Source organism: Pannonibacter anstelovis, from assembly GCF_036881715.1.
GTDB lineage: Bacteria > Pseudomonadota > Alphaproteobacteria > Rhizobiales > Stappiaceae > Pannonibacter > Pannonibacter anstelovis.
In genome coordinates, this window is sequence record NZ_JBAKBF010000010.1 from 23205 (window position 1) to 48296 (window position 25092).

The 25092-nt window shown below is 65.4% G+C and carries 12 protein-coding genes; 8 read left to right on the forward strand and 4 right to left on the reverse strand.

Features of this window, described 5'->3' with window-relative positions; all coding sequences use genetic code 11:
* The first annotated feature begins 128 nt into the window (after positions 1-128).
* From V6L75_RS15360 to V6L75_RS15390, 7 genes are all read left to right on the forward strand, one after another.
* Positions 129-629 carry an RNA polymerase sigma factor gene (locus V6L75_RS15360; RefSeq protein ID WP_334252362.1) on the forward strand — a complete coding sequence of 167 codons (501 nt, stop codon included), beginning with the start codon at positions 129-131 and terminating at the stop codon, positions 627-629.
* Positions 630-649: 20 nt separating this feature from the next.
* A complete protein-coding gene (locus V6L75_RS15365) occupies positions 650-1660 on the forward strand; it encodes a FecR family protein (RefSeq protein ID WP_334252363.1) in 1011 nt (336 codons plus the stop codon).
* Positions 1661-3250: 1590 nt separating this feature from the next.
* Positions 3251-5650: a TonB-dependent siderophore receptor gene (locus tag V6L75_RS15370; RefSeq protein WP_334252364.1), complete on the forward strand. Its 2400-nt coding sequence runs from the start codon at positions 3251-3253 to the stop codon at positions 5648-5650.
* A 44-nt stretch (positions 5651-5694) separates the two neighbouring features.
* The gene (locus V6L75_RS15375; protein WP_334252365.1) at positions 5695-6588 is read left to right on the forward strand and encodes an ABC transporter substrate-binding protein; all 894 of its coding nucleotides are present in this window, start codon (positions 5695-5697) and stop codon (positions 6586-6588) included.
* The gene (gene fhuB / locus V6L75_RS15380; RefSeq protein WP_334252367.1) at positions 6588-8543 is read left to right on the forward strand and encodes a Fe(3+)-hydroxamate ABC transporter permease FhuB; all 1956 of its coding nucleotides are present in this window, start codon (positions 6588-6590) and stop codon (positions 8541-8543) included. The genes V6L75_RS15375 and fhuB overlap by 1 nt, the downstream gene beginning before the upstream one ends.
* Before the next feature lie 87 nt (positions 8544-8630).
* Entirely contained in the window at positions 8631-9251 is a 621-nt protein-coding gene (locus V6L75_RS15385; RefSeq protein ID WP_334252368.1) for a TetR/AcrR family transcriptional regulator, read from the forward strand.
* A gap of 5 nt (positions 9252-9256) precedes the next feature.
* A complete protein-coding gene (locus V6L75_RS15390; protein ID WP_334252369.1) occupies positions 9257-9502 on the forward strand; it encodes a hypothetical protein in 246 nt (81 codons plus the stop codon).
* A gap of 87 nt (positions 9503-9589) precedes the next feature.
* On the opposite strand, the gene V6L75_RS15395 is transcribed toward V6L75_RS15390, so the two are convergent.
* From V6L75_RS15395 to V6L75_RS15410, 4 genes are all read right to left on the reverse strand, one after another.
* Positions 9590-10162, reverse strand: coding sequence for a hemagglutinin repeat-containing protein (locus V6L75_RS15395; protein ID WP_334252370.1), 573 nt, complete (start codon positions 10160-10162; stop codon positions 9590-9592).
* A 165-nt stretch (positions 10163-10327) separates the two neighbouring features.
* On the reverse strand, positions 10328-10576 hold the full coding sequence (locus V6L75_RS15400) for a hypothetical protein (RefSeq protein WP_334252371.1): 249 nt from the start codon (positions 10574-10576) through the stop codon (positions 10328-10330).
* Positions 10577-11344: 768 nt separating this feature from the next.
* Complete coding sequence (locus tag V6L75_RS15405; RefSeq protein WP_334252372.1) at positions 11345-21718, reverse strand: two-partner secretion domain-containing protein; 10374 nt, start codon at positions 21716-21718, stop codon at positions 11345-11347.
* Positions 21719-21731: 13 nt separating this feature from the next.
* Positions 21732-23540, reverse strand: coding sequence for a ShlB/FhaC/HecB family hemolysin secretion/activation protein (locus tag V6L75_RS15410; RefSeq protein WP_334252373.1), 1809 nt, complete (start codon positions 23538-23540; stop codon positions 21732-21734).
* A 335-nt stretch (positions 23541-23875) separates the two neighbouring features.
* Between V6L75_RS15410 and V6L75_RS15415 the strand changes: the two genes are divergently transcribed.
* Positions 23876-24934, forward strand: a complete 1059-nt coding sequence (locus V6L75_RS15415; RefSeq protein WP_334252374.1) for a sensor domain-containing diguanylate cyclase — start codon at positions 23876-23878, stop codon at positions 24932-24934.
* Positions 24935-25092 lie beyond the last annotated feature (158 nt).

Below are 25092 nucleotides of genomic sequence, written 5' to 3' on the forward strand. Positions count from 1 at the left end.
CGCCCTTCAGCCCCATAAACTTGACTATTAAATACCAGTATTATACCCGTGCATGAGGGTCTGCCTGACATCCGCAGACACAGTCCACATTTTCCCGCCGCGCCTGCGGCATGGGGTTGTTGAAGCGCATGCCGTCAGATCAGGATCAACTTGCCGCGCTGTACCTGTCCGAGCGGGACCGGCTGCAACGGCAGATCAACCGCAGAGTTGGCTGCCCGGCGGCGGCCTGCGATCTGGTGCAGGACATCTTCATGCGCCTGTGGGAGCGCATGCCCCTGCGCTGCTGCGGAGATCCGGCCTATCTCACCCGCTGCGCCCGCAATGCGGCGGTGGATCATCTGCGCGCCGAAAACACCCGCCGCAGCTTCGTGGACGGCCTGCTGCCGGACCAGTATGCCGCAGCCCCCGCCACGCCTCAGGACATTTTGCAGGCCCGGCAGGGGCTGACGGGCGTTGATGCGGCGCTGGCCGCCCTGCCGGAGCGCACACGCCACGTCTTCCTGCTCAACCGCATTCATGGCAGAACCTTTGCCGAGATCGCCGCAGTGATGGAGATTTCCGAGCGCATGGTGGCAAAGCACATGGCCCGCGCCATGGCTGCCTGCCAGAGCTGCCTTGCTGCCGGGTGAGCGGACGCGAAAGAACGCTGATGAGCCCTGCCCCTTCCACTCCGCCCGGCGAAGGCCCGGCCCATCGCACGGCACGGGAGATCGAGGCCGAGGCCCGCGCCTGGTTCGTGGATCTGCTGCAGACGCCGACCGCCCGCAAGCGCGCCGAATTTGAAGCCTGGCGGCAGGCCGACAGCGCCCATGCCGAGGCCTTCCGCACCATCGCGCTGGCCTGGGAAGCGGCCGAAGCGCCGGGGCGGCGGCTGGCAGAGGCCGAAGGCGAGGCGCTGGAGCGCTATCTGCAGGCGATGGATGCCCGCAAGGCGCGGCGCCGCACAACCCACCGCCTGACGGGGCTGGCGCTGGCCCTGCTGGCGGTTCTGGGCGGGGCCATCTGGCTGGAGCGGCCGGAGCTTTTCGAGGACATGCGCGCCGATTACGTCAGCCCGCGCGGCAGCCGCACCACCATCACCCTTTCCGATGGCTCTTCCGTGCTGCTGGACGCCGGCAGCGCACTGGCCGAGGATTTCACCCCCGGCGAAAGGCATGTGCGCCTGCTGCGCGGCACGGCCTTTTTCGATGTGGTCCGGAACGAAACCCGCCCCTTTACCGTGGCCGCAGCAGGCGGCAGCATCACGGTGCTGGGCACCCGTTTCGACGTGCGCCTGCAGGAGGGCGGGGGCACCGTCACGCTGGATCATGGCAGCGTTTCCGTCACCGCCGAAGGCGCTGAGGCCATGCTGAAGCCGGGCGAGCAGGTGGAGTTCGGGGACAAGGGCGTCTCTGTGCCCCGGCCTGTGGACCTTGACGAAACGCTGGCCTGGCGGAACGGGCGTTTCGTTTTCTACCGCGCCAGCCTCGGTTCGGTGCTGCAGGAAATCGGCCGCTATCGCAAGGGCCGTATTCTCGTCACCTCCGATGCACTGGCCAGGGAACTGGTCAGCGGCAGTTTTTCGCTGGACGACACGGACGCCGCCCTCGCCGCCCTGCAATCCTCCGTCGGCTTCCGCATCACCTCAGTGGCGGGACGGCTGACGGTGATCTCGCGGTAGGTTGAGCCAGCCGGATGATGGCCTGAGCGCAGCAGCAGATGCCCACCCTCCGCGCCGTCCCGGCCTTGTGCCGGGACCTGTCAGGGACGCAGTGTGGCACGGCGCTGCAAGTGCCGGATGAGGGGCGCCGTACCAGCCTTACAGGCCCCGGCGCAGGGCCGGGACGGCGCGGAGGGTGGAATTGACGAGACGGCAAACCACCGGCGAGAGCAAACCTCTCCGCCGCAAACAGGTTTCACCGCTCTGGAAACGAGTGGTTCCCGGATCTCCGCTTCGCTCCGTCCGGGACGACGCAGAGTACGTGGCACGGCGTTTCAGCCCCCCTCCCCCTGGTGGGGAGGGGTTAGGGGTGGGGGGAAAGGCCTTTCCGTCTGGCAGAGTGTCCATTGATTGCGGGCAGCTGCTCCTCGTGAGGCCTCAACAGGAAAAGTTTATTTTTCAAATCCTTGCAGGCGCAGAGCCCCCCACCCCTTACCCCTCCCCACCAGGGGGAGGGGACCGGAGAGGCACCGCCACAAGTCCGATGCATCACTGCGGGGCAGCGCCTTATCATTTGCCGCTGAGCCACCCCAACGCCGGGCAAAGTTCTGCCAACCTGCACTGCGTCACCCCGGCCAAGCGCAGCGCGAGCCGGGGGCTACTCGCTTGCAGAGAAATGCCGTTGGCATGTGTGCGGCAGATGCCCACCCGGTGCGGACGCTCACCTCTCCGTGCTCCACCGCGCCGTCCCGGCCTTGTGCCGGGACCTGTCAGGGACGCAATGTGGCACGGCGCTGCAAGTGCCGGATGAGGGGCGCCGTGCCAGCCTTACAGGCCCCGGCGCAGGGCCGGGGCAGCGCGGAGGGTAGAATTGACGAGACGGCAAACCACCGGCGAGAGCAAACCTCTCCGCCGCAAACAGGTTTCACCGCTCTGGAAACGAGTGGTTCCCGGATCTCCGCTTCGCTCCGTCCGGGGCGGCGCAGAGTACGTGGCGGGGCAGCGCCTTATCATTTGCCGCTGAGCCACCCCAACGCCGGGCACAGTTCTGCCAACCTGCACTGCGTCACCCCGGCCAAGCGCAGCGCGAGCCGGGGGCTACTCGCTTGCAGAGAAATGCCGTTGGCATGTGTGCGGCAGATGCCCGCCCGGTTCGGACGCTCACCTCTCCGTGCTCCACCGCGCCGTCCCGGCCTTGTGCCGGGACCTGTCAGGGACGCAATGTGGCACGGCGCTGCAAGTGCCGGATGAGAGGCGCCGTGCCAGCCTTACAGGCCCCGGCGCAGGGCCGGGGCGGCGCGGAGGGTGGAATTGACGAGACGGCAAACCACCGGCGAGAGCAAGCCTCTCCGCCGCGAACACATATCACCGCTCTGGAAACGAGTGGTTCCCGGATCTCCGCTTCGCTCCGTCCGGGACGACGCAGAGTACGTGGCGGGGTAGTGCCGTCTCATCTGCCGCTGATCCGCCCCCAACGCCCCCTCAAAAAAAATCAAAAAAAACGCATCCCGCCGGTTCATGAAGCCCGGCTCTCATCCGTGAAGAGGATAAAGACACGGCAGGAAGGGGGCTTCCGCCGTGCAAAAGCCTTGAGAATTAAGGACAGGTAACATGGCGTTGAACGGGTCGGGCAAATCGGGCGGACTGCGGCGGACGGGACTTCTTCTGGCGGCAACGCTGCTGACGCCGGTGGCCATCATGACGGCGGGAACCGCAGAGGTGCGGGCGCAGGCCACCAGCCAGCAGTTCAGCTTCAACATCGCCGCCAAGCCGGTGCCGCAGGCCGTCAATGACATTGGCCGCATCACGGGCCTTGCCGTTGTGGTGCGCGAGAACCAGGCCATCACCCGCGCGGGCAACCCGGTGCGCGGCTCCATGACGGCGGCCGAAGCCCTGACACGCCTGTTGCGGGGCACCGGCCTTTCCTACCGCTTCAGCAACCCCGGCACGGTGCAGGTCTATGATCCCGCTGCCGCAGATGCGGGCACCGGCGCTACGGCCACCAGCGGCACCACGCTGGACAAGATCCAGCTGCAGGGCGACACCAACGGCGCCACCACCTTCGTTGCCACCAACGTGACCGGCGCCACCAAAATGGATGCCCCGCTCATCGAGGTGCCGCAGTCCGTGTCCGTTGTCGGCCGCAAGCAGATGGAAACCCAGAACGCCCAGAGCGTCACCGAGGTACTGCGCTATGTGCCGGGCGTCGCCATCGAAACCTATGGCCCGGACCCCAAGGGCTATGACTGGATCATGATGCGCGGCTTCAATGCGCAGGCCACCAGCTCCTACATGGACGGGCTGCGGCAGGTTTCCAGCAGCTACAGCTTCTTCCGCACCGATCCTTATCAGCTCGACTCCGTTGAAGTGCTGCGCGGCCCCTCCTCCGCCCTCTTCGGCCAGAGCGATGCAGGCGGCGTGGTCAACAAGACCAGCAAGAAGCCGGCGGAAGAAGTCATCCGCCAGATCGCCTTCGAATATGGCAGCCATGACCGCAAGCAGGCGCAGTTTGATCTGAGCGGCCCGCTCAACGAAGACAAGACGGTGCTTTACCGCGTCATCGGCACGGCGCGCGATGCCAACACCCAGTTCAAATATTCCGATGGCTCGAAGATCGGCGATGACCGGCTGATGATCGCTCCGGCGATCACCTGGAAGCCCAGCACGGACACCAGCCTGACCCTGAGCGGGCAGGTGCTGCGGGACGAGAGTGGCGGCACCATCATGCTTTTCACGCCGACGAACATCCTGCTGGGTGACCCGAACTTCAACCAGAGCGAACAGCAGCAGCAGACCATCGGCTACGAATTCGCGCACCGCTTCAACGACACATGGTCGGTGAAGCAGAACGTGCGCTATGGCCACACGGACTTCCTGCTCGACAACCTGTTCCTCTCGGGCATGAATTCCTCGGGCGTCACCCGCATCGCCCGCCGCTTTGACGAAAGCTTCGATGCCTTCACCGCCGACAATCAGGTGCTGGCGAAGTTCGACACCGGCCCCGCCTCCCATCAGGCCCTGATGGGCATCGACTACAGCTGGTCCGATGCGGATGTGAAGCGTTTTCAGGGGCTCGCCCCGGGCCTGAACCCCTTCAACCCGGTCTATGGCGTCTCCGTGCCGGTGCCCACAGCCGCCTTCATCAACTATTCCGAGCGCTACCACCAGACCGGCCTTTACGTGCAGGACCAGATCAAGTTCGGCAACGGCTTCATCGCCACGCTTGGCGGGCGCTATGACTGGCTGAGCATGGACACCCACAACCGGCTGAACAGCACGACGACAAAGCTGGATGTGGGCCAGTTCTCGGGCCGGGCGGGCCTCAGCTACGTCACCGCCTTTGGCCTCGTGCCCTATGTCAGCTTCTCGCAGTCCTTCGTGCCCAATGGCGGCGTGGATGCGCGCGGCAACACCTTCGATCCCTCGCAGGGCAACCAGTGGGAAGCGGGCATCAAATACCAGCCGCAGGGCTTTGACGGCCTCTTCACCGCCGCCTATTTCGACATCACCAAGAACAACGTGCTGAACTATCTCTCCAACGGCACGGCGGTGGCGACCGGCGAGATCCAGTCGCGCGGCCTTGAGCTGGAAGCCCGGTTCAACGTCACCCGCAACTGGGATTTCACCGCCTCCTACACCTACACCAAGGCGGAAATCACCAAGGATGCGGCCTCCGGCAACGTCGGCAAGCGGCCCATGCTGGTGCCCGAGCATCAGGCCTCCGGCTGGCTGAACTACACCTTCACCTCCGGCGTGCTGGAAGGGGCGTCACTAGGCGCGGGCATCCGCCACGTGGGCGATGTGTTCGGCAACAACGCCAACACCTTCAGCGTGCCGAGCCGCACCCTGTTTGACGCCGGGGCCAGCTACCGCGTCAACGAGCACGCCAAGCTGCAGATCAACGCCACCAACCTCTTCGACAAGAAGTACTACACCACCTGCGACGCCAGCTACTCCTGCTATCAGGGCGACCGCCGCACGGTGATGGGCCGTCTGACAGTCGATTTCTGAGAAAGGCGCCCCTGCCGGATCACCTTCCGGCGGGGGCTCATTGCATGCCGGACAGACGCACGCTGCTCAAAAGCGCCCTCGCCGCCGCCCTGCTGCCCTTTGCCGGAACGCCCCTCCGCGCAGATGGCAGACGGCGAATTGCGGCCATCGACTGGGCAGCCGCCGAATCCCTCATGGCCCTTGGCCTGCCGCCGCTGGCCGTGGCCGACACCGGCTATTTCAACCAGCGCATGCCGCAGGCCCTGCCGCCGGAAACGCAGGACATAGGCCCCTTCTGGGCCGTCAATCTGGAACTCCTCGACAGGTTGCGCCCGGATCTCATCTTCCTGGGTGCGCCGAGCCTGTTCATGACGCCGCTTCTCAAGGACATTGCGCCAGTGGAAGTGGTGGCCGAAGGTGACAGCGGCGGGCGCTCTGCCGCCATCCTGTTCCAATGCGCCGCAGCCGCAGGCCTGCCGGACACAGCCGCAAGCTCGCTTCTGGCCCGGATTGCCAAAGAAACCGGCGCCCTTGCCGCCAGCCTTGCGCAGAGCCTTCCCGATGCCCCGCCGGTCTGCATCCTCCTGCCCGACCAGAGCGGCGGGCGGGCCACGATCTACGGCAAGGGCAGCATGCCGGACACGATGCTGACGCGCCTCGGGCTCAGCAACGGCTGGACGGGGCCGGTCAATGCCAGCGGCTTCACGCAAGCGGGGATGGACCGGCTGATGCCGCTGGAGAATGCGATCCTGATCCAGATCACCATCCCCTCGCTGGAGGCCCAGACCGAACGGGCGCTCGGCAACAGCCAGATCTGGCAGCAGCTTCCCGCCGTGCGGCAGGGGCGGCTGGCACGCATCAGCCAGTTCTATCCCTTCGGCGGCTGCCTGTCGGAGCTGCATCTTGCCCGCTCCGTTGCAAAGGCCGTTCTGGACCTGACGCAGGAGCGGAAATCCTGATGCCCGCCGCCGGTCTTCCCGCTGCAATGCCACCCCATGCGGCCCTTCGCGCAGTCCTGCGCAAAGGTCTTCTGACCTGCCTGCTGGCGGTGCCCGCGCTGGCGCTGGCGGGACTGGCCATCACCGGCACCTCCGATCCGCTGATCCTCACCTACAGCCTTCTGCCGCGCATTCTGGCGGCGCTGGTGGCCGGGGCGCTGCTGGGGCTGGGCGGGGCCGTGTTCCAGCGCGTCTTCAACAATCCCCTTGCCGAGCCGTCGCTGCTGGGCATCACCGGCGGGGCAGCGCTGTGCATGGCCGCAACGCTGGTGCTGGCGCCCGTCCTGTGGTCGCAGGGCTATCAGATCGTGGCGCTGGCCGGGGCGGGGCTTGCCCTTGCCGCCGTGCTCGCCATCGCCTGGGGACCTCATCTCAATTCGCAGAAGCTGGTGCTCGCCGGGGTGATGGTGAACCTGCTATGCAATGCGGCCTATTCACTGCTGGTGCTGTTCAACCACGATTTTCTCAGCAACCTTCTGACCTGGCAGGCCGGATCGCTGCAACAGAACGGCTGGGCCGCGCCGCTGCGGCTCACGGTGCTGGCGCTTCTCGCCATCATCCCCCTGTGGCTGCTGGAGCGGCCCTTGCGGCTGCTGGCTCTGGGCGATGCAGGGGCCTCAAGCCTTGGCCTGCCGGTGCGCATGGTCAAGCTGCTGATGCTGGGCCTCGTTTCCTGCCTCGCCGCCTGCGTGACGGCGGAATTCGGCCAGATCGGTCTCATCGGCCTGGCCGCACCGGCCCTTGCCCGGGCCATCCGCCAGCGGGCGAACCCCGGCCTTGCCTCCTCCGCTCTCACCGGCGCGCTGCTGCTGCTCACAGCCGACCAGTGCATGCGGCTGCTGACGCCCTTTGCCGGGGACCTGCCGGTGGGTGCGGCGGCGGGGCTCTTTGCAGGCCCCCTGCTCATCCTTCTAGCCCGCCGTGCCGCAGGCAGCGTGCCGCTGACTTTTCAGCTGCAGGCACCGCAGCGCAAAGCGGGCGCGCGCCTCCTGCTGCTGCTGGGCCTTGCGCTGACACTGGCCTTTGCTGCCGCCCTTGTGATGGGACGCGTGCCCGGCGGCTGGTCCCTGGCGCTGGACGGCAGGGAGCTCGCCCGCATCTGGCAATGGCGCCTGCCGCCGCTTCTCGGCTCGGCCAGTGCGGGTCTCTGCCTTGCCCTTGCGGGCCTGCTGCTGCAACGGCTGCTGCGCAATCCGCTGGCAAGCCCGGACCTGCTCGGCATCGGCCATGGCGCCGGCCTTGCTCTGGCGCTGGCGCTCGTCATCCTGCCCGCCGCCAGCGCCCCGGCGAAGCTGGCCGTAACGCTGACCGGCGCGGGGCTCGCCATGCTGGCGGTGACACTCCTTGCCCTGCGCAGCCGCTTTGATCCGGCGCGGATGCTACTGATCGGTGCGGGCATCGCCAGCACCGCCAATGCCCTGCTTGTGCTGGTGATGGCGGGTGGCGGCCAGCGGGGGGCGGCGCTGCTCGGCTGGTTTTCCGGCATCACCTCGTCCACCAGCCTGCCGGTGGCCGTGGCTGCCGCCCTCACCGGCTGCGCCTGCCTTGCAGGCAGTCTTCTCCTCAGCCGCAGGGTCGATCTGGTGGCACTGGGAGAGCCTGCCGCCATCAGCCTCGGCGTGTCCGTGCGCCGCACCCGCATCATCGGCCTGACGCTCGCAGCCCTTGCCACCGCCGCCGGAACGCTCGTCACCGGCCCCGTCAGCTTCATCGGCATTCTGGTGCCGCATCTCGTCACACGCCTTGGCTTCCGGGGCACAGCCAGCGCCAGCATCGCCTGCGGCCTCACCGGCGCGCTGCTGATGACTCTGGCCGAATGGGCGAGCCAGACCCTCGCCTGGCCCTGGCCCCTCTCCCCCGGCCTCCTCGCCGCCCTCCTCGGCGGCCCATACTTTCTTTGGCTCCTGCGGCGCTAGCCGGCGCAGGGATGAGGCGTTTGTGCCCGCTTGCGCAGGCATCGGAAGTTTAATATAGAACGGTTGTCCGTTTTATATAAATGAGCCATGCCCCGCATCAGCCCGGAAAAACTTGAGGAGCGCCGTCAGCAGATCCGTGCGGCGGCGGCGCGGTGTTTTGCGCGCAAGGGCATTCAGGCCACCACCATGCGCGAGATTTTTGCCGAAGCGGGCCTCAGCGCCGGGGCGGTCTACAATTACTACAGGACCAAGGACGACCTGATCGCCGATGGCATCACCGCCAGCACGGCAGAAAGCGCGGAGGCGATCACGGCGGCCGCAGAAGTGTTGAGCTTTGATGAGGTCATCGGCCAGTTCCTTGCTGATCTGAAGGCTGCCGCCAGCGATGGCCGCGCCCGGGCAACGCCGATGATCCACGCCGAAGTGGCGGTGCGGCCGGATTTGCTGAAAGTGTTCCAGGAGGGGCGCAGCCGGATCCGTGATGCCCTGCGCGATCAGCTGGCGCGCACAAGGCCGGATCTGTCACCGCAGGAGACCGGAACGCTCGCCGGTTTCGTCCTCGCCTTCTATCAGGGCCTCGTGTCGGAAGCCGCCCTCGGCAGCCTGCCGGATCTCGAGGCCATGCACGGCATCATCCGGCTGGTGCTGAGCCAGTATGGCAAGGCCCCTGAAGCACCCTGTTCCCCCCACCTCTCACCGGAAGGATGAAGACCATGAACCCCGTCCACATCACCAAGCACACGGAAGCCGGGCCGGACCGCCACATCCGCATCCCCGGCCGCCTCGCCCTGCTAGCCACACGCCTGATGCCCGCCTCTGCGCAGCGCGCCTTGACGGAAAAAGGCCTCAACCTGCCCGCGCTCAGCACCGCCCTGCACCAGAATGCGCCCTTCGATTGCGTGCTGGAAGTGCACGAGCACAAGGTGCCCACCACCGTGCGGATCAGCACCGGCGGGTGAGCAGCCAATCCGGAAACCGCCACATTCAGCCAGGCAACAATCTCAAGCGGGAATTGCTTTCAAGTGGACCGTTCTGGCGCCTCGCTGTCAGGAAGATATCTGTCTAGCACCGTGCGGAGCCTGAGCAGCTTCAAGGCGTGATGTGTCAGCATCGAAAGCCTTGATATAGGCCGCGCTGGAGCCTGCCCCCGTGTCCAGCTGGCTTTCCACCGTCAGGTTGCGGCCAGCCTCAACTTCCGCCGATCCGGCGTCAACAAGCGCGCCCTTCAGCGCAATGTCGCGCCCGGCTGAAACATCCGCATGGCCGCCAACCGTGATGTTGGTATTGGTGTGGGCCGTCTGTGCGCTGGAGGAGGTGCCGTTCTGCGCCGAAACGCTGGCGCCGACGCCAACATTTGCCCCCTTCATGCCAACGCCCACCGTCACGCTGACACCGGCCGAGCGCGACGAGCTGGACGTATCCATGCTGGTGGTATTGACCGCAGACGTCAGCTCGATGTCCCGGCCAGCGGTGATCACCGCATCATTGCCAGCCTCAACCTGCGCCCCTTGCGAGACAATGTCCCGCCCGGCGCTGATGACAAGGTCATTTCCCGCCGAAAGGGTCGTGACACGGGCAGCCTCCCCCGACTGGCTGCTGCTGCTCTTCGAGCTGGACATGCCAACGCCAAGCGTCAGGCTGGCAGGATCACCGGCGTGGAGCTTTGGCTCGCAGGGCCGGAACACCCGTAACGCCGCAGCCAATGGCACGGGCGTTCAGGGGGGCAGGCGAATATCATCCCTGTAAAGTGCTAGATGAAACGCTATCTTCATACATTCATCGAATCACTTCTCACCCTCCACCAAACAAAATAAACCGCTGAAATATCCTGGATCAGGAAATACTAGTCGCCACTTTGATTGGCAATCTTTGCAAACAAACCATCTTTCCGGCATCATTTCTCCAGCATAACGACAATCAACGGGAACCTCATATGCATTTCCCACCTGAATTTGACCTTCGATCCAAGTAATAAATCTTTCTAATTCATTTAAAGTGCGAAATCCATCGATCTTTTCCCAATGGCAAATCATGGACCGACCTTCCAGTTTGGATCAACTTTGGTATCAAAAAATACCTGATTGCCGCCATCGGTGACATCATAGCCGCCCCGCCCGGCAACAATGCCGCTCTGCTCGCCTCACGCGTGACGTCAGCAGCACACTCACAAAGTGGAACCTCAATATCGCAAACTTCGACGACACAATTGGGCCCATCCGGAGCGATGGCCGTGCGCTCTGGCGTGGACCCGCGAGCCAGCATCGCTCTGGACGGAGCCGACCCATCACTCTGTGCAGTCCAAATCTCACAGTATCAAACACCAGAGTGAGAAGAGCATAGATCGTCGGAATGAAACCCAACTATAGGACCATAATCCTGTTCTGTGTTCGATGTGTAAACAATGAACCGACGCTTGGGAAAACTGGCGTTCAACGTCAACCGTAGAGCTTGCGCCATTAAACTTGCTACGCCCTCAAACGAGGTCTCCGGAATTTCCTCATCTGTCGCAAACAAATCATAGACGTGCTGATGGTTGATGATCTTTTCGACAGCCACGGTTTCACCTAGCTCTGCCTTCCAGCGAGTATACCCTTTGAGTGAAAATCGGTCCCGAAGGAATACTCCTCCTTCATGCTCCACAAAGGCAGGAATTAGTAGGCGCCCTACCACGGCAACTATATCTGGGTGAACGTGGTAATTTATGTATTCGAGCCATGGCAGCGCGGGTCGTGGCGAAACACTATCCCCCCACACCCTAACTGCTTCCGGCTCCAACCATTCTGATAGTGGATCTCGAACATTCATGGGATTTCATCCGGCATAGCAGGTCGTGGATCTGTTCTTGGATTCTGAACGCGGACACTTCCATCTGGAAGTGTATTCCTCCCATACTCCAAAACATGGGGAGTCTGAACTCCGTTATGGGCGGCACCAGTAACATCAACACGCCTTACTATCTGGCCATTGGCGTCATAAGTCGCATAGCTTGTAATGTTACCTTGATTATCAGCCCTAAAAACCGCGCCATTGGGAGGGCCGTTCTCAAGGCTGAAACGGCCGCTCACCTGTGTCGCGTTCTCCAGCGGACCTCCCTGAAGACTACCAACCCGCCTCGGTATTGGCAGCGCTGCATTTGGCCCAGGCGCATTGATCACCGGCCCGGAGGTGGACGGCTGGGTGAGGGTTGTCTGGGCGGTGGAACCTGCACTCTGGGTGTTGAAGACCGGGTTGCCGCGGCTGTCAAAGCGCACATTGCCCGAAGCATCGCGCACAGGCGTGTAGATCTGACCGCTGCCGCCGTGCGTTACCGTGCCGTCTGCATTGCGCGTATAGCCCGCTGGCGGCTGCCAGTTGTCCCATTGCCTGGAATTCGGGTTGGGCCCTCCGCCGCCCGCCTTATCGCCCTGCCCTTGGCCAGCATTCTGTTTGCTGTCCGGGAAGGCACTTCCGTTCGAGGGTTCCGTGTCGTTGGAATTTTGACCTGCATTTGGTTGCTTTGCCTTGCTGTAGCGGACCGACGCCACTGCTCCGATGATCTGACCAAGTTGCGGCGAGAGGACACCTTCTCCCAGTTCCAACTGTGCGAGCCTGGTCAGATCAGAAAGAGAGGCATCAGGGTTTCCCGCCAGAAGGCGCTCAGCCAGAACATCGCGGATGGCATAGAAGGCGATCTCGGTGAAGTAGTTTTGGGCCCCGCCGCCGGTCTCTACAACCGCCCCTTTCCAGAAGACATCATAGAATATGCCTGCTGCTTCAGAATCCGGGCCGAGTGACTTCAGGATATTTTCATATAGGTCAGCTGTATTTCCGGATTTGTATGCTTTCCACATAACATCCAGATCGCTGGCAGATATGGCATCAAGAAGCTCTTCGTTCTGTGACGCGCTCAATTCCCGATATTCTTTGCCAACCGCCTGCTCACAAGCGGGATCACCGCCGCAGGCCAGCAATTTCTCTTTGAATTCCTCCAGTTGCACATGAGAGAGATAATTATGCTTGATATTATCCAGTGCAGCGGCGGCTCCGGCCTGGCCGCCGATGGCGGCGCCGAGGGCGGTGGCGGTCCATTGGCGGATGGCGTCCTGCTGCGCCGTGGTGAGATCCGGATGGTCCTTCAGCATCTGCGACACGACGCCGTTGGCAAGCTCGCTCACCAGCCCCGCCGCAGCGCCCGCGCCTATGTCCGTGCCTGCAACGGCGGCGACGGCGGCGCCAACGGCGGCGTGGAGGGCGGCCTTGGCGGGGCCGCCGTCCTTCAGGCCGATTTCCGCTGAAAGATCACCCGTCAGCCCGTTCAGCAGTTCGGACAGGACCGCAGCCCCCTCCTGGCGGGCCTTCAGCCGGGCGATGTCATAGGCTTCCACCGAAACATGCGCCGTCCCGGCATCCCGGTTCAGGCTGGCAAGATCCTGCCTCTGATCCGAAAGCTCCAGCGTGCCCGGCGTCACGGTCGCCCGTGTGGCGCCGCTTTCGCCTTCCCGCGCAGGCATGTTGACGATGGGCGTCAGCGTGCCGGGATAGCGGGCAGCAACGTCCTTCCCGGCCTCTGTCTCTGCGCTGCCGAAGTTGACGCCAAAGCCCACGCCAAAGCCGGAGCTGGAGGAGGCGGAGCTGTTCTGAACATTCCGCCACACCAGTTCACGCGCGGAGAGGACATTGTCCTCAGCATCCGCCGTGGAAGAAATCACCCCGCCGGTCAGATCCACCTTGCCTCCGGCGGTGACATCATAGCCGCCCCGCCCGGCAACAATGCCGCTCTGCTCACCCACACTGGCAAAGTCACCCGTAACGCGGCTCTGGCTCGCAGACCCGGACGCCCCGATGACGCCGCCGCCGATGGTGCCGCCGACCGAGGCCGAACGGCTGGTCTCGCGGTAGGAGGCCGTGTCCTGGCGGCTTTCAATGACGAGATCCCCGCCCGCGTCGACGATCACCTGTTCGCCCGAGGCCACGGCGCCCTTCAGCGCCGTATCGCCGCCGGACAGCAGCATCACCGTGCCTGTGCCCACAACATGGCTGTTCAGGTGCGAGCTGGTGCTTTCGCCGCCCTTTGACGAGGCAGCGGAGGCCTCGAAGACGAAGGACGGCGTGGGCGTCTGCCCCAGCTTCACACCGAAGGAAACCCCGGCACCAATGCTGGCCTGACTGGAGCTGAAGTTTGATTGGGACGTGGCCTGCGCACTCGTCAGGCTGATGTCATCAGCCGCCGAGAGAATGATGTTGCCTGCACCGAGCGCAGAGCCCGGCACGCCTGCCGTGATCTGCACACCCTCGCCCCGGATGCTGCCGGAGCCGGAAGGCCCTGTTCCGGCGAGAATGAGAGTATCCCCGCCGCTCTGCAGCGTGGTGACCACCGGCGAAGCGGCGGCTGACGAACTGGAGGACTTGCTGACGGAAACGCCCGCCATCACCGAGATGGAACCGAGTTCAAACGGCTCTTTTGCCTTGGCCGCCGCTTCGGCCGCCTGCACTGCCTTGACGGCCTTGTAGGCACCAAGGGCCGCCACGGGCACGCTGTAGGCGCCGTTCTTGCCCGCTGCACCCTGCACCCCCGAGACAATCTTGTTGCCCGCGTCGATGAGGGGGGAGGCGGCGGAGACGGTGGCGCCGATGAAGAGGTCGCTCTTGTGGTGGCTGCTGGCGAAGCTGTCGGTGGCGGCCAGAAGGTTGACGTCGCCGCCTGCGGCGAGTGTCAGGTCCTCACCCGCCAGCAGGGCCGTGCCTGTGGCGTTGATGTCCTTCGCGGCGGTGACCGTCAGGTTCTGACCGGCGCTGATGGCGGACATGATGTTGGTGACGCCGGAGGCGGAACTTTCCTCCTTCGTGCGGCGGTAGCCGACGGAGAAGCCGGAGCCGCCCGGGCTGCGCCCGGCGAAGAGCCCGGACTTCTTCTCGAAGGTGTAGCTGTCGAAGGCGGCCTGACCGGTGGTGAGCGTGACATTGTCACCGGAGAGCGCAACATCGCCGCCGCCGATGATGGAGGAGCCGGTGACGGTCAGGTCCTGCCCGGACCTGAGGCTGACATCCCCGCCCGCCAGCAGCATGGAGCCGGTGTAGACATCCTCGCGGGAGTTGCCCCTTCTCTCCTTCTTGCGCAGGAAGCCGCTGGACTTGGAGGCATAGGACTCGCGCTGGGTGGAGTTTGCACCTTCGATGGAGAGGTTTCCGGCGGCGGCAACGGCAAGGTTCTCCCCGGCCAGCAGGCTGCTGGCGGTGATGGCGGTGTCCCCGCCGGAGGTGATCTTCAGGCTGCCGCCCGTATCCACCAGGGAACCAACGGTCTGGCCGTGGTCCTTCACGGAGTGGTGGCGTTTGGCCGTCTGCTCCGTACGGTGACGGTTTTCGGCGGAGGCGATGGTCACGTCCCCGCCTGCGGCAAGGCGCGTGTCCCCTGTTGCGGCCAGGGTGGAGCCAAGGACCGAGAGATCGCGGCCTGCCGTCACCGTCAGATTGCCGCCGGCATCCAGCAACGAGCCCTGATGGCTGGTGATGTCCACGAGGGTGCTGCTGCGGCCCCCGCCGATCCGGAAGCTGGTTTCGGTCTTCAGCGTCTCCAGCTTCACGTCGCGCCCGGCGGACAGGCGCATGTCACCGCCGGAAGACAGGGTGCCGCCCATGCTGGTCAGGTCCCGCATGGCGTTGAGGCTCAGCGGACCGGAGGCCGTGATGGTGGCGCGCTGCTGGTTGGTCTGCATGGTGCCGCTGAACACGTCCACGGTGCGCGCCAGCGTTTCGTTGCGAATGTCCTGGCCCGTCAGGCGGATGCTGCCGCCGGTGATCTGGCCGGAGAGATTCGCCAGCGTGCCGCCTGCGGTCAGGTCCATGGTGGCGGCGGACAGGGTGCCGCCGAAGTTGACGAGGTCGCCGCCCGTGCGCAGGGTCATGCCATTGGAGGCGATCATGCTGCCGCTGTTGGTCAGAGATCCCGCCTCCAGCGACACGCCGCTGCCGGTGATGCGCGCACCGGCCAGCTGCACATCCGGCCGGTTGCCGGGGGCAAGGTAAAGCCGGGGCACCAGCACCTTCTGGCCGTTGACGACGGCTTCCTCCAGCCACACCACATCCACGGTGAGGGCGGCGATCTGCTCCGGCGTCAGGGCCACGCCCGGCGTCAGCTGCAGCGCGCCCTGCATGGTCAGTGCGTTGTCATAGAGCTGCTTCACCGTGTCATAGTCGGTGTAGGTGCCGGCCAGCACGCGCTTGCCCGTCTGGCGCAGCAGCTGCTCGCGGATGAAGTTGGTTTCCACATAGGCATCGCCCAGGCGCTTCTGGGTGATGTCCGGGTTGAAGGCCGGAAGGCTGTCGAGGAAGCGGTCCGAGGCGTAGAAGCGGCTGAGATCGACGAATTCCGGCCGCGTTTCAAAGAGGAATTTCGCCTGCGGGTTCTCGCTGACGATCGTCAGCGCCGACACCGGCAGAACCAGTACCGGCAGAGGCAGGCCGGTGGTGGCGGAGGTTGCGGGACGGACGCTGGAACCGGAGACAGGGCCAGAAGCAGAGCCGGAAGCCCCCGCCGGCAACTGGCCGGAGGCGGAGACGGAGCCGGAAACGGCGCCGGTTCCTGCCAGCGAGCCCGCCAGCGTGCCGGAGGCATTCACCCCGCCGCCAGAGCCCGCCACGCCGGAAACCGTGCCCGCACTGCCAAGGCTGGAGCCCGGCAGCTGGCCCGGCATCAGAAAGTCGGTGGCAGAGCCCGAGGGCACCCCGGCACCGGAAGACTGGCCCACCTGCCCGGCATTCTGGCGGATGGACACATTGTCCACCTGCCCGGTAAAGCTGCCGCTGAAGCTTCCCCCTGCAGCGATGATGGCAGGAACGGAGCCTATCGTGGCTGAGGAGGCGGTGGTAACGGGTTGTGATTCACCTCGATACTTTCCATTGTTGTACTCAATGTTGACAGAGGTGACCAGCGTCCGCTGAATCAGTTCCAATCCCTGATTGAGGAGAGTGGAGCCGGCAAGCGTGATATTGCCGCTGGCAGAAATGGTTGAATAAAGATTCCTGATCTGAGGAGCGGCAATCAGAAGGGATCCGCCCGCCAGAACAGTGGCCGCCCGGCCTGCACTTTCAAGCCTTTGAGTGACAGTCGTTGTGGTTGCAACTCGGTACACATCCCTTTTTGTACTTCCGAAGATGGAGCCCTTCCCTTTCTTCGAGAAGATGTGGGTCCTCGTAACCGTCGTTTCCGAGCTCTCGGACACCACGGGTGCAGTTCCGGCATTGGTGAAAGCCGCTGCCCGGATCGAGATCCCGCCGGAAATCGCCTCGATGTGGCCGAGATCATTGACGACGGCGCCCGCCGCCTGGCCTGCGGCAAGGCCGCCGATGGTCAGGTTTTCTGCGGTCAGAATCGTACTGGCATTGGTCAGGCCGCCGCCCAGGGCAAAATGCATGTCCCGCTGCGCGGCCAGAATGCCCCCGTTATAGGCATCACCCACAGAACGCAGCAGGGCATCGCGCCCGGCGCCCAGTCCGCCCAGATGGACAAGGGTTCCCCCGGCCGCCAGGCTGATGTCGCCAGCGCTGGTGGTCAGCATGCTGGTCTGCGTGGTCCGAAGTTCGCGCTCCGACTGCAGGCTGATGTTCCCGCCCGAGCTGATGCGCCCGTCATGGTGGATGACGGCCGCCTTCACCCCGAGGGTGCCATCCTGCGAGGCCATCAGGCTTCCGGCTGTGGTGGTGAAGGCACCGGCCACCGTGGCATCAAGGCCCGCCGACAGCTTCAGCTCGCCCGTATGGAGCCACGTGCCGGCATTCAGCGTCAGAAGGCCGGACCGGACGGCGACAGAGCTGCCTGCCTGCGTTTCAAATGACCCACCGGCCGACAGGGTGGCGTTGCGCCCCGCGCTGACAGCACCCCTATGGGACAAGGCGCCCGCCGAAAGCAGCAGATCCCCGGCATGGGCCGTCACGGTGCCGCCGGAAAGGGTGGCGAGCGTGCCGGACAGGGTCGCACTGAAGTTGCCAAAGGCCGCAGCCTCGCCTGCGTGAGTCCAGTTGCGGGCTGTCAGCGTCAGACCGCCGCCCTGCGCTACCAGCAGGCTGGCTGCATCCGTGTAGAGATCCCCCGTCAGCCGGGCGGCAAGGCTGCCGCCCGCTCCGGCCTGGCCGTAATTCACCCAGCTGCCGGCAGAAACATCCAGCGTTCCGTTCCGGGCCAGAAGCAGGCTGCCTCTTGCGGCCTCCAGGCCACCAGCCAGCACAAGCCGCAGGTCCGTGCCGCCCGCAGCCCGGCCCGCATGGGTCAGGCTGCTTGCGGAGAGGTTCAGCGCACCGGCCTGGGCCGAAATCAGGCTGGCCGCGGACGTATCCATCGCACCGGACAGGCTGGCGGTGATGCTGCCGGTGGCACCGGCTTCACCGGCATGGCTCCAGCTGGCGGCTGTCACGGACAGATCGCCCGCCTGTGCCGAGACAAGGCTTCCGGCCAGCGTGACGAGGCCTGCGGTCAGAACCGCAACGATATTGCCGCCTGCACCTGCCGCCCCGCGATGGGTCCAGCCTGCGGCGGCCACATCCATGTTGCCGGATGCGGCAGACAGCACGCTGCCGGAGGCTGTGGTGAGGCTTCCAGACAGATCTGCTGAAATGCCGCCGCTTGCGTTCACCTCGGCGGCATGGCGCCAGTTTGCGGCGGAAAGATCGAGGCTGCCGCTGCCGGTGTGAATCAGGCTGCCTGCGCCCGTGTCCACATCTGCGGAGAAAACGGCCTTCAGGCCGGTAGCCGCGCCTGCCTGCCCGGCATGGCCCCAGCTTTCCGCCGTCAGATCAAGCCGCCCGCCGGAGGCAAGGAGCACGCTGTCCTTCTGTGTGGCAAGGGCACCGGACAGATGAGCACTCAGCGACCCGCTGGCCGTGGCCTGCCCATTGTGGATCCAGGACCCTGCCGCCAGATCCAGGTCTCCCGCTTCAGCAGCCAGCAGGCTGCCGGCCAGCGTGCGCATCGCCCCGGACAGCGTCACGGCCACATTGCCTGCCGCTCCCGCCTGCCCGCCATGGGTCAGGCTGGCGCCCTGCAAGGTCAGGTCTCCCCCGTCCGCGAGAATCAGGCTGCCCGTTGCGGTCTCGATTGCGCCGCCAGCATCCGCGCTGACACGGCCACCGGCACCGGCCTGACCGGCATGGGTCCAGCGCGTGGCCTCAAGCAGCAGGTTGCCGCGCTCCGCCAGAATGATGCTGCCCGCAGCGCTGTCCAGCGCCCCGCGCAGCCGCAGGCTCACGCCCTCCGGCCCGGCCAGTTCCCCTGCATGCGCAAGGTTGGCAGCTTCAAGCGTCAGCGAGCCCGAGCTGGCGGTCAGACGCGCGCCGGACAGCACGGCGCCATCGCCGGACAGCGTCACCGCGACATCCCTTGCAGCACCCGCCTGTCCGCCATGGGCCAGGCTGGCGGCGGTCAGGTCCAGATTACCACCCTCGGCAAGGATCAGGCTTGCACCGGAAGTCTCAACCGCGCCGCCGATGACGGCGCTGACACGGCCACCGGCACCCGCCTGTCCCGCATGGGTCCAGCGGGTTGCCTCAAGCGCCAGCGCTCCGTCTTCCGCAAGAAGCACGCTTCCGGCGGCGCTGCTCAACGCTCCGCGCAGACGAAGGCTCAGGTCTTTCTGCCCAACCAGTTCACCGGCATGAGCAAGACCGGCAGCATCGACCGTCAGGGAGCCTCCGCTCGCAACAAGACGGCCGCCGGAGAGCACGGCTCCGTCCCCGGCAAGCGTTACGGCGATGGACCCTGCCGCTCCCGCCTGCCCGCCATGGGTCAGCGTGGCAGCGGTCAGATCCAGATCACCGCCGTCGGCCAGGATCAGGCTTTCCGCCAGCGTTTCAACCGCACCGCCGATGACGGCGGTGACACGGCCGCCTGCACTCGCCTCTCCCGCATGGGTCCAGCGCGTTGCCTCAAGCTGAAGGCTGCCGCCGTCCGCCAGAATGATACTGCCTGCAGCACTGTCCAGCGCCCCGCGCAAGCGCAAGGCCAGCGCAGCCCCTGCGGCCAGTTCACCCGCGTGGGCGAGATTGACCGCATCAAGCGTCAGAGATCCGGAATTTGCGATCAGGCGGCCACCGGACGCGACGGTTCCGTCCCCGGCGAGCGTCACGGTCACAGAGCCTGCGGCCCCCGCCTGACCGGCATGGGCGAGACTGCCTGCCGCAAGCGCCAGGCCCTCGGCTCCGGCAAGGAGAAGGCTCCCCGCAGTGGTCTGAACCGCGCCATCCATGGCAGCCGTCAGCGCAGTATGGGCGCTTGCCTCGCCTGCGTGCTGCCAGCTCGCCGCCCGCAGATCGAGCGCGCCGGCCTGCGCCTGCACGAGGCTGGCGGCATGGGTCTCAAGACCACCCGAAAGCACGGCGCGGATGGCGCCGGAGGCTGCTGCCTGTCCCGCGTGAGACCAGCTGCCGGCGTTCAGCGTCAGATTGCCCCCTTGTGCGAGGATGAGACTGTCTGCCTGCGTGTTCAGCGCGCCGGACAGGCCCGCCGTGAGAGCGCCGCTGGCCGTGGCTTCGCCGCCATGGGTCCAGTTTGCGGCATTGACCGCCATGCTGCCGGCATGGGCGGCCATCAGACTGCCGCTGCGGGCGGCGAGGTTTCCGGCAAGGGTCAGCGTCAGACTGCTGTCCGCCTCCAGCTTGCCCGCGTGGTCCATGGCAGCGGCGCTGAGGCCGAGTGCCCCGCCCTGCGCAAGAATCAGGCTTCCGCCCGAGGACGCCAGCGCACCGGAGAGCGTGATCGTGGCATCACCAACCGCGCCTGCCGTGCCTGCGTGGGTCCAGTCTCCGGCAGAGATGGTCAGCGGGCCGCTGCGGGCCAGCAGCAGGCTGTCCGTGCTGGTCGTGAGAGCATTGCGGCCCGCGCCGGGCTGGCCGCCGCCAAGCTGGATCGAGAGGCTGCCGCCGGTGATCTTGCCGCCTGAAGCAAGGCTGCCGCCGCCGGTCAGCGTGATGGTTTCCCCAGCCGAAAGCGTTTGCGAGGCTGCCACATCCACATTGCCGCCCGCCTCAATACCGAGATTGCCTGTGCTCTGGCTGGCGCTGCCATCACCCGCCAGCCCGGCGGCGAGGACATCGCCCTTCAGGCTGACATCGCCGCCGGATTTCAGCGTTACGCCGCGCTGCGCGCCTGCCACCACGTGCTCCAGCACGCGGATGGCGGTTGCGCCCTGCAGCTCCAGCGAGGTGCCCGCATGGAGATTGCCCTTCACCGTCACGTCTGCCGAGCGGGAGCGGGCCTTGATCGCGCCTTGGGAGACTGTCTTTTGCAGCACCAGCTTGCCATCGGCGGTCAGCACCATGCCGCCGCCACCGGCGGACATGTTCTGCGGCGTGCGCACGCCGACGCCCGCCTCCGTGCCCTCCAGCGCAATGCGCCCGGCATACATGCCGCCAAGCGCCGAAGAATCGATGCTGAACTCCGGCTTTTCGCTGCCGTCATCCGCCTTCACGGCCTTCACGGCGCGAGTGGCATAATCTACATCGTTGCGGCCGGTGATGACGCTGACATCCTGCCCGTGCAGCACACCGTTGATGGCGAGCCCCCGGCTGATGATGTCGAAGTAATCCGTCTGCCGTGCATCCAGCCCCATCGCGCCGATGGTCACCATGCCACGGTCCACCGAAAGGCCCGTGAGGGCGCCGGTGGCCGGGTCAAGCACGGGCGCGCCCGTGGTCAGCGTTGCCCGCGGCGTGCCGATGAAGCCGCAGCCGTTGCAGGTGATGCCGTTGGGATTGGCCAGAATGTAATCTGCACGCGCGCCATGCACTTCCGTCGCGCCCTGCAGCAGGGACGGATTGGTGCTGGTCACCTCGTTGAGGATGAGCCGTGCCTCGGGGCTGGCGGCCAGATTGGGGTTTGCCACCACCATGCCGCCGAGCTGCGACTGGCCGATGGTGCGCGCGTTGTTGAGGATCAGCCCCTGCGTGCCGACATTGAAATCGCTGAACTTGTTGTGAGACAGGCCGGAGCCGTTCGGCGCGGCGATATTCACTAGCGGCACGCCATTGCCCGCCGTGGTCACCTGCGGCAGGTTGGCAGCAGGCGCGGAAGGGTCGGCCACGACCGCCTGGGCATAGACCGCATAGGACGTCTGCAGCAGCAGGCTTGCCGCCGTCAGCAGGGAAACTGATGCGGAAGCGGCCTTGCGCAGGCGGCGGCTCATATGGCTGGACAGGGAAGAAGGCATGCTGTGACCCCGCTTAGAAATTGCTGAGCGTGAGCCCGGCGCGCAGGCGCAGCACGGGCTCTCTGGTGAAGGAACGCGGGGCGTGGAGCGCCCGCTCGTAAGAGATTTCGCCGAAGACGATGCCGCCCTGCAGACGCGCGCCAACAGCAGCGCCCAGCACATGCTCCTGCCCCTCGAAGGCGCCGGGTCCGGGCAGTTGCCAGCCGCTGTCGAGACCGGCAAAAAGGCTGAGCTGACCGGCGTATTTCGCCAGTTCCCCGGGGATCAGCGGCGGCGTCACCGACAGTTCGTTGCGGTTGTAGAGCCCGTTGACCGCCGAGAGGGACTGGCTGTCAAAGCCGCGCACGGTGGAACTGCCGCCGAGGCTCAGCTGTTCGGAGCTCCACAGCAGATCCGGGCTGTATTGCGCGGCAAGGCGGGTGCTGGCCATCACCTGCACACCGCCGATCTGCCAGCCGCGCAGAAAGCTCACCTCGCCGTCGCTCTTGAGGAACTGCGCCCGTGGCGCGCCGGGCTCTGCCTGCCTGTCCCTGGCCGCGCCAAACCATGTGGTGCCCTGATCGAGCCCTGCCAGCAGCGTCAGGCTGCCGCCCAGCATCTGGCGGGTATGCGAAACCTCGCCGCGCAGCACGCTCAGAATGCGGCTGGAGGTGTCGAGCTTCGTCTCCTCCAGATAGTTGCGCGCGTCCTTCACCGAGACGCTGACACGGGCATGGGTCTTGCTCACCTGATCGCGCCACAGCAGCCGCTCGATCTCGCCCTTGTGCGTCCAGTTGGTGCCGGAGGTGCGGAAGCTCTGCAGCTGGCCCTCCACTTGCGAGGAATACTGGAAGAAGGAGGACGACCAACGCCAGGTCCAGAAGCCGCGCGGCACGGCAATCTGCAGCGAGGTGCTTTCGCTGGCCTTGGGCTCCCCGAGGGAGGGGTCACTGCGCTTGTGCACCAGCGACAGGGTTTCGAACTGGCCGAACAGGTCCTCGACGGTGAAGGAGCCCTCGAACTGCAGATCGCCCGTACTCTCCGCGCCGGAATTGTCCACGGCAACGCTCGCCCGCCAGGGGCGCTTCGAAGTGATCTCCACCACGACGATGCTGAAACCGGCCTCTGCGCCGGGCTTGAGGCTGATCTTTGCGTCTTTCGAGGACAGGCCGTTGATCTGGTCAAGCCCCTGCTCGATGGTGCGGATGTTGAGGATCTGGCCCGTGACGCCGGGCAGAGCGCCATGGCCGCGCTGGCGCAATTCGCCGTTCTGGCGGATCTCCACCGTCTCGACCCGCCCTTCCAGCACCTCGATGCGCAGCTCGCCGGTGGACAGATCCTGCTCCGGCAGATACGCGCGTGAGGTGACAAAACCGGCGTCGACATAAAGGTTGGTCGCGTCGCGGACGATGGTGGAAATCTGCGCGATGCCGAGGCAATCACGGTCCGGCACGAGCTTTTGCAGCCGCCCTGCCTCAAAGACGCTGGCCTTGCTGAAGATGACCCGCTTCACCGGAATGCAGGTGCCGCCTTCGGGCACGGTGCCCCCGTCCTCGCGCGGGGCCACGGGCCCGCCCTGCGGCGGGGCCACCTGCCGGAACAGACGCTCCTGCTGATCGAGAAAATCCTGCTGCCGCCGCTGCAGATCCTCGCTCTGCCGCAAGGCCTCGGCGGGCACGCCCTGCGCCCGGACTGCGCCGCCCGCAGCCGCAGCCAGCATCAGGGCAAGGCCCGTGCACACCAGCAGGCGGGAGAGGCCACGGGAGGCATTTGCAAGGCAAAAAGAGGCCACTCGCCGCGCGCGTGTGGCCACGCGCACTTCGGGCAGGTACGTCTGAAACAAGGCGTTTCTTCCCTGTGCTTTCTACGCACCGGAAGACACCTGCCCAGGCTTCCAGTGCACGTCATAAGTGTGCCGGAAGCCAATTTCTTGCAACCGGAACTGAGACGCCTCGTACTTTTACCAAGCACGCCTGTAAAGCAACTTAACGATTGTTTTACGGTTGTATCTGACCCCAAGGCAAGTTTCACACAAGGTTCGGCACAGCTCACGCGGCCTCCTCCAACCGGCTCAAACCGGCGGAAGAACCGGCAGCAGATCCGGAAAATTTCTTGCCTGTGATGGAACAGTTTTTAAGCAGTCTTATTTATGCTCCTCCGGTCAGCCTGGAGGGATAGATGACTATGCAGGACGTTGACAGGCAGAAGGTGCTGGATGGCTATCAGATCCTCGATAGCGGCTATGAAGCCGGGTTCGACAGGATCACGGAGCTCGCGCGCACGATTTTCGAGGCACCCGCAGCCGTCATCTGCTTCATCGACAAGGACCGGCAGTGGTTCAAGTCCCATCCCGGCTTTGAACCGCGCCAGACGCCGGTAGAACACGCGATCTGCCGCTTTACGGTCCTTTCGGAAAAGGCTCTGCTGATCCCTGACGCCCTGGCGGACGAGCGGACGCGGGACAATCCCTATGTCACCGGCCCGGCTCACCTGCGTGCCTATGCCGGTGCACCGCTGATTGCCCCCGGCGGTGTGCGGATTGGCACGGTCAGCGTCTTTGACCGCAAGCCCCGTGACTTTACGCCCCGCGACGAGGCAATCCTGCAGCAGCTGGCTGCCATCGTCATGCACAATCTGGAACTGCGCCGGGTGGCCGACAATGACTGGCTGACCGGCGTTCCCGGGCGCGGCGCCTTCGAGCGGCGCAGCCGTGCCCTCCTGTCCGCCGGAAGCGGAAGTGGAAGCGGAAGTGGAAGCGGAGGCGGAAGCGCAGACGGGCACAGGAATGCGCTGATCGTTTTCGATCTCGATTTCTTCAAACAGCTGAACGACACCTACGGCCATGCGGCCGGCGACGAAGTGCTGAAAGAGGTCAGCCGGGCCTGTCAGTCGTCCCTGCGCGAAAACGACGTCTTTTCCCGAATTGGCGGCGAAGAATTCTCCGTCCTGCTGCCCGCCACCGCGCCGGCTGTGGCCGAAAAAGTGGCGCGGCGCCTGCAGCAATGCATTGCCGCCATGCCACGCGACCGGCTGTCGAAATACCTGCCGGACACCACCAGCATCACCGCCAGCTTTGGTGTGACCGTGGTGAAAGACGGCGAGTTCAGCATCAAGCATGCCCTCAGGCGCGCCGATGCCGCCCTCTATGCAGCCAAGGAGCGCGGGCGCAACTGCGTTGTCTGTTCGTGGGATCTTCCCGCCGCTGAGCAGTCTTATACCAAGGCGCTGAGATGCTGACGCATCACGCCTTGGAAATGCTCAAGCGCCGCACGGGCTTAACCAGCTCTCGATGAGCCGGGTTCATCAAGAGCTGGTATGACCGCAAGTCTCTCTGACCTTCCCGCCTTGACCTGCCCGCTTCGGCCGGGCGGCAGCGTTCCGGCGTTGTCAGGCCT

What these genes read in the sequence shown, in the direction of transcription:
- V6L75_RS15365 (WP_334252363.1), top strand. Translation starts at nt 650, where the DNA reads ATGAGCCCTGCCCCTTCCACTCCGCCCGGCGAAGGCCCGGCCCATCGC.
- fhuB (WP_334252367.1), top strand. Translation starts at nt 6,588, where the DNA reads ATGCCCGCCGCCGGTCTTCCCGCTGCAATGCCACCCCATGCGGCCCTT.
- V6L75_RS15385 (WP_334252368.1), top strand. Translation starts at nt 8,631, where the DNA reads ATGCCCCGCATCAGCCCGGAAAAACTTGAGGAGCGCCGTCAGCAGATC.
- V6L75_RS15415 (WP_334252374.1), top strand. Translation starts at nt 23,876, where the DNA reads ATGACTATGCAGGACGTTGACAGGCAGAAGGTGCTGGATGGCTATCAG.
- V6L75_RS15390 (WP_334252369.1), top strand. Translation starts at nt 9,257, where the DNA reads ATGAACCCCGTCCACATCACCAAGCACACGGAAGCCGGGCCGGACCGC.
- V6L75_RS15370 (WP_334252364.1), top strand. Translation starts at nt 3,251, where the DNA reads ATGGCGTTGAACGGGTCGGGCAAATCGGGCGGACTGCGGCGGACGGGA.
- V6L75_RS15375 (WP_334252365.1), top strand. Translation starts at nt 5,695, where the DNA reads ATGCCGGACAGACGCACGCTGCTCAAAAGCGCCCTCGCCGCCGCCCTG.
- V6L75_RS15395 (WP_334252370.1), bottom strand. Translation starts at nt 10,162, where the DNA reads ATGTCCAGCTCGAAGAGCAGCAGCAGCCAGTCGGGGGAGGCTGCCCGT.
- V6L75_RS15400 (WP_334252371.1), bottom strand. Translation starts at nt 10,576, where the DNA reads ATGATTTGCCATTGGGAAAAGATCGATGGATTTCGCACTTTAAATGAA.
- V6L75_RS15405 (WP_334252372.1), bottom strand. Translation starts at nt 21,718, where the DNA reads ATGCCTTCTTCCCTGTCCAGCCATATGAGCCGCCGCCTGCGCAAGGCC.
- V6L75_RS15360 (WP_334252362.1), top strand. Translation starts at nt 129, where the DNA reads ATGCCGTCAGATCAGGATCAACTTGCCGCGCTGTACCTGTCCGAGCGG.